Source organism: uncultured Chitinophaga sp., assembly GCF_902168175.1.
Classification (GTDB): Bacteria; Bacteroidota; Bacteroidia; order Chitinophagales; family Chitinophagaceae; genus Chitinophaga.
This window is the reverse complement of record NZ_CABHOU010000001.1, coordinates 1-3,914: the sequence shown is the minus strand read 5'-3', so window position 1 is coordinate 3,914 and position 3,914 is coordinate 1. Positions and strand designations below refer to the sequence as shown.

Annotated in this window: 2 protein-coding genes; both read right to left on the bottom strand. The window is 46.9% G+C overall.

Going from position 1 to position 3,914, the window contains the following annotated elements; all coding sequences use genetic code 11:
* Window positions 1–146 precede the first annotated feature (146 nt).
* Window positions 147–3,401 carry a TonB-dependent receptor gene (locus tag QZT80_RS00010; protein WP_295116324.1) on the bottom strand — a complete coding sequence of 1,085 codons (3,255 nt, stop codon included), beginning with the start codon at window positions 3,399–3,401 and terminating at the stop codon, window positions 147–149.
* 78 nt (window positions 3,402–3,479) lie between these two features.
* A partial coding sequence (locus QZT80_RS00005; protein WP_295116321.1) for a DUF4974 domain-containing protein occupies window positions 3,480–3,914 on the bottom strand: 435 nt, incomplete at its 5' end.

Below are 3,914 nucleotides of genomic sequence, written 5' to 3'. Positions count from 1 at the left end.
GTGGAGCTACCCTGTACCAATACCTGCACTACCCGTGGGGAAGTGCTTACTATTTCGGGCTTGGAACAGGCGGCCCATAGCAACGATGCGCTTAAAATAAGAAGAGTATAGATGCGATGTTTCATGACTTCAAATGTTTGCATTGATTAAAATGTGTAAGTAAGTGTGGTGCTGTACGTGCGGCCGAACTTCTGACGGAACCTGATCTGGTCGCCGTTTTCGTAGTTGTTGCTAAACCCATCCTTAAGTCTGTAAGCATCACTGGGATCGTTACTATTGCCCCGATCAGGGTTAATTTCATAGCTGCCTGTGTTGGCAAAGAACATAGAAACGCTGTTCAACAGGTTGCCTGCATTGAGTTTTACTTCCAGTTTTTTCCTGAACATTTTATAGCTTACCTGGGCATCAACCTGTTCACGTGGCGCCTCGTATTCTATCTGGTGCAGCAGCGAACTTACGATGTAGGTCTTCAGTCCCGACTTGTTGTATACTACGTTAAGGCTTAAACGTTCGCCCAGGTACTGAATACCTGCATTCACCAGGTAGGGCGATTGACCATACATGGTGCGCGATTGTTTTACCGCCACGTCGATATCGTTGGTAGCCCCCGGAGCTGGATTTTTGATCCGGTAAGTAGCCAGTACGCTCGACTTTTGTAACGTCAGGTTACCGTAGGCAGTAATGTTGTTTAACAGCTGACTATTAGCCGAAATAAATCCCATGTTTTTTCGCAGCTCGAATTCAAGGCCATGTACTTTGGCATTGCTTGCATTTCGCTGGTAGTAATTGATGTTCCCGTTTACCTGTATAAAATCGAGTTCTATGGGCTTGTCGAATTCTTTGTAGAAGGCGCCTGCAGAAAGTAACTCTCCGGCACCCGGAAACCATTCTGCTTTAACATCATAGCTGTTAATGCGCGTGCTGGCCAGGCCCTGGTTACCAAAGGGCGCGCCCAGGAAAGGGTTGTATTTAAAGAACTGGCTGTTATCCATGAGTTCGGGCCGTATTACGCTGCTGGAAAAAGCAGCCCGTATATTCAACTGGCTAAGGGGGCTGTAGGTAAGATTAGCGGAGGGTAACCACTGCCAGTCTTTATCCCGGGGAATGTGGAAGTCTTTTGGATCGCCGGGTTGGTTACGGCCGTTTTTGATTTCCGTATATTTATAGTATTCGGCCCTCACGCCCCATACCAGGCGCAATTGCTGTAACAGCCTACTGTCGAACATCAGGTACGCTGCCTCCGTGGTGCTTTTCCCCTCGTAGCTGTCAACGAAAAAGGCGGCTACATTATAATTGTAGCCGTTAGGGCCGAAATTAGCAGGATTAGCCATTTCACTCACCTGAACGTACCGTAAACTGTCCGGAAGCCAGTTAGATCCGCTAAGTGCAGCTATCTGCCAGTCGAACGAAGCATTTCTGCGGGTGCCGAAGTAACCCATCTTCATTGTATTATGCATGCTTCCTACTGAAAATGGCAGGTTGCCATCCAGGCCCCAGGAATAATGGTTTTCTTTATTTTGGTAGTTATGGCGGGAGGAAGGATTAATACGAGGTTCGCCTTCCCGCGAGGTGATGTAAAAATATTCGTACGTTTTACCGATCAGATAAATGCCCTGGGTGGCTATCGAAAGATCTTTTTCTTTCCTGTCTACACCAGTGCGTGCAATGTTCCATTCCAGCCCCAGTTTGCCAAGCTGGTGTTGCCCGCTCAGCTTATTTTGCAGCAGGGTGGTATAGGTTGGGTCGTCTGTTTCCTGTATACGGCCGGGAGGTAAACCTTGCGCAAACTGGTCGGGACCATTATCAGCATCATAACCGATCGTTCTTACCAGTGTATTATCGTATAAATGCGTAAAGGTATTCCGGAAGCTAAAGCGGTTTTTACCTACCTGTAAACCAACATTGATTAAGGAGCCGATGGTGGTGTTAAACCGGTAACTGGCACCGTGGTTATTCGATGCGTACAGCCAGTCGCCCCGTCTTTGCTGGTCAAACACGTTTGTCTCCTGGCTGTTACGGTAACTTAACGAACCTGTAAATCCCAGCTTATTACCAGTTGTGTCCAACTTCCATAAGCGTCCCATCGTAAACTGGTAGTTTTGTGAGGGGGCTGCTTTATATTTATACACGGTAAAATTGTCGTTAGTAAACCGTTTACTCTGTGCGAGTACTTTTTGTTGGTATTCCTCATTGCTCAAAGCAGTGTTAGGCGCTACAGTGCGGTCTGTAACGTACACATTGTCGGGAAATTTCCGCTGTTTATCGCTGATGCCCAGGTAATCATACTGGCCCCGTTTATGGCTTAAAAAGTCTTTCCCGGTGCTTTGGTCGTTATAGGAAGTGCCGGCGGCAATGGTCGTGAAATTCTGTAAAGGAATATCCTTGGTGTTGATTTGTACCAGTCCACCGCCGAAACTGGCGTTCATATCAGGCGTTACCGTTTTACTAACGATCACATTATCTACAAGGCTCGAAGGGATAAGATCAAAGGAAAAGCTCCTGGTTTGCGCTTCTGTACTGGGTAACACCACACCATCGAGTACCGCGGCGTTATAACGCTCGCCGATACCGCGCACGATTACAAATTTGTTTTCTACCGTGCTAACCCCGCTGATCCTTTTTAAACTTTCACCTATATTCTTATCTGGTGTGCGGCCCATTTCTTCGGCACTAATGCCATTACTTACTTCCGCTGCATTCTTCTGGCGGGCGAGCAAGGCATTGACGCTTTCTTTTTTGGCGGAGGACCTTACTACTATACCTGCCAATTGTCCTTTCCCTCTTTTCAGCGTAACATTGAGTGTTGAAATTTCATCATTCTGCACGGTAATCTCACTCACTTCCTTTGTACTATAGCCCACGGAACTAATTATCGCAGTATAACTTCCCTGCGGTAAAGGAAGGCTGAAACTACCGTCTATACCGGAGGTGATACCCCGGTTAGCAATTCGTATAGTGGCGCCAATAATTATCTGCCCGTTTTCTTCATCGATAATTTTGCCGGTTATTTTGCCGGGCGCCCTCTTCGGAGCTGCCTGGTTATTTGCCTGCTTAACGGCAATTGTTTTGTTGTTCATCGAAAAAGCCAGTCCGGCTTCTTTGTTCAGGTACACCAGTGCATTACCCAGGGTGGTGTTGCTAAATGGGAGCCCGGCCAGGGGTATCTTTTTAAATACTTCTTCCTGGTAAATAAAATCATAGCTCGTTTGATGATCCAGGTCTTTGAGCAGGCGGGCGGCCGTGGCTGATTTGTAAGTGATGGCGATTTTCTCTGTAATAGCCGCGTAAGGCGGATTTTGAGCCCGTACGGTCGTGATCAGTCCGGGCCCGAAGAGGCAGATCATCAGAAAGTTTACTACGCTGCTGTAACTCCAATTTTGGTTTTTTTGCCAAATGCGCATAATTTTAAGTTTGATTTAAGGTGATACTTTTAAAAGTGTGCCTGTAAGGCGTTGTGGTCAAGACAGCGCCTTACCTTTTTACTTTTGTTGTTGAGATATATAATAAATGCCGTCTTTCTTGGTATAGGTCATATCGGCGGCGAATAGCAGGTTTTGCAGTACTATATCAAATCCTTCGCGGTTAAACTTACCGGTTAGCTTACGGTTATCGGTTTGCCTGTTATCGTATCGGATGGTAACCCCATACAGTTGCTCTAATTGTTCCAGGGCTTCGGTCATGCGGGTATTAGATAATACGATCTTTCCTTCCGTCCATTTGTACCTGTCTTCCCCGACCCCGTTAGCTATTTTAGCCATCGTTTGTTCAGTTTTGGTAAAGGTCAGCAGGTCGCCTGGGACCAGCGTTTCTTTCAAAGTGCCATTGTAGCCCGTCACCCTCACACTACCTTTAACCAGTGCAACCTGTATATAAGGAGTATGCGGCCATGCCCTTATCGCGAAGGATGTTCCCAG